This window comes from Streptomyces sp. adm13(2018), assembly GCF_008042145.1.
GTDB lineage: Bacteria > Actinomycetota > Actinomycetes > Streptomycetales > Streptomycetaceae > Streptomyces.
Window position 1 is genome coordinate 1 of the sequence record NZ_RDBH01000249.1, and the last position, 924, is coordinate 924.

Annotated in this window: 1 protein-coding gene; it reads left to right on the forward strand. The window is 79.0% G+C overall.

Annotated elements, in window-relative coordinates:
* A partial coding sequence (locus EAO70_RS36185) for a GHMP kinase (RefSeq protein ID WP_148007027.1) occupies window positions 1-924 on the forward strand: 924 nt, incomplete at both ends.

A 924-nucleotide genomic window follows, 5' to 3' on the forward strand; every position in this document is an offset into this window, starting at 1 on the left:
GAGCCGGCCGCCGCCCCCGGCGGCGACGGCACGCCGGGGAGCGCGGGCACCGGTGTCGGCCACGCCCCCTGTCACCACGGCGAGCTTCTCCAGGGCGTCTTCCTCGACGCCCACGGGGACCGGTGCGCGGGCCTCGTCACGCTCCCGCTGGACGGTCCCGGCAGCCGGGCGGAGTTCGTCCGCCGACCCGGCACACCGCCCGGGGCCGTCACCGTCACTCCCGCCGACCGGGGGAAGGCCGGGCGCGCCGCCGCCCTCGCGGTGGCGGAGTGCGCGGCCCTGGCCGGACTCCCGCCCGCCGGGGGCGAGTTGCGGCTCACCTCGGACGTGCCGATGGGACTGGGCATGGGCAGTTCCACCAGCGACGTGATCGCGACGATCCGGGCGGTCGCCGACGCGTACGGGCGCCGCCTCGCCCCCGGCGCCGTCGCCCGCCTCGCCGTCCACGCCGAACGGGCCAGCGACCCGCTGATGCTCGATGCCCGGCCGGTCCTCTTCGCCCAGCGGGAGGGCCGGGTCCTGGAGGTCCTCGGCCCGGCCCTCCCGCCCCTGGTCGTCGTGGGCTGCGTCCTCGGCGGGGGAGCGCCCGTCGACACCCTCGCGCTACCCGTCCGGGAGGCGACCGACACCGACGTGCGGGAGTACGAACGGCTGCGCGCCCTGCTCCGCGGCGCCGTCGCCCGGGGCGACGCGCGCCTCCTGGCCCAGGTCGCCACGGCGAGCGCCCGGCGCGGCCAACGGGTGCTGCGGCACCCGGAGTTCGACGACCTCGTCGCGGTCGCCCGGCACACCGGGGCGGCCGGCGTGCAGATCGCGCACAGCGGCGCCGTGGCGGGCGTCCTCTTCGACCCGGCGACACCGGACGACCTGCGCCACCGCGTGCACCGCTGCCGGAACGCCCTGCACGGCCACGGAATCCCCACC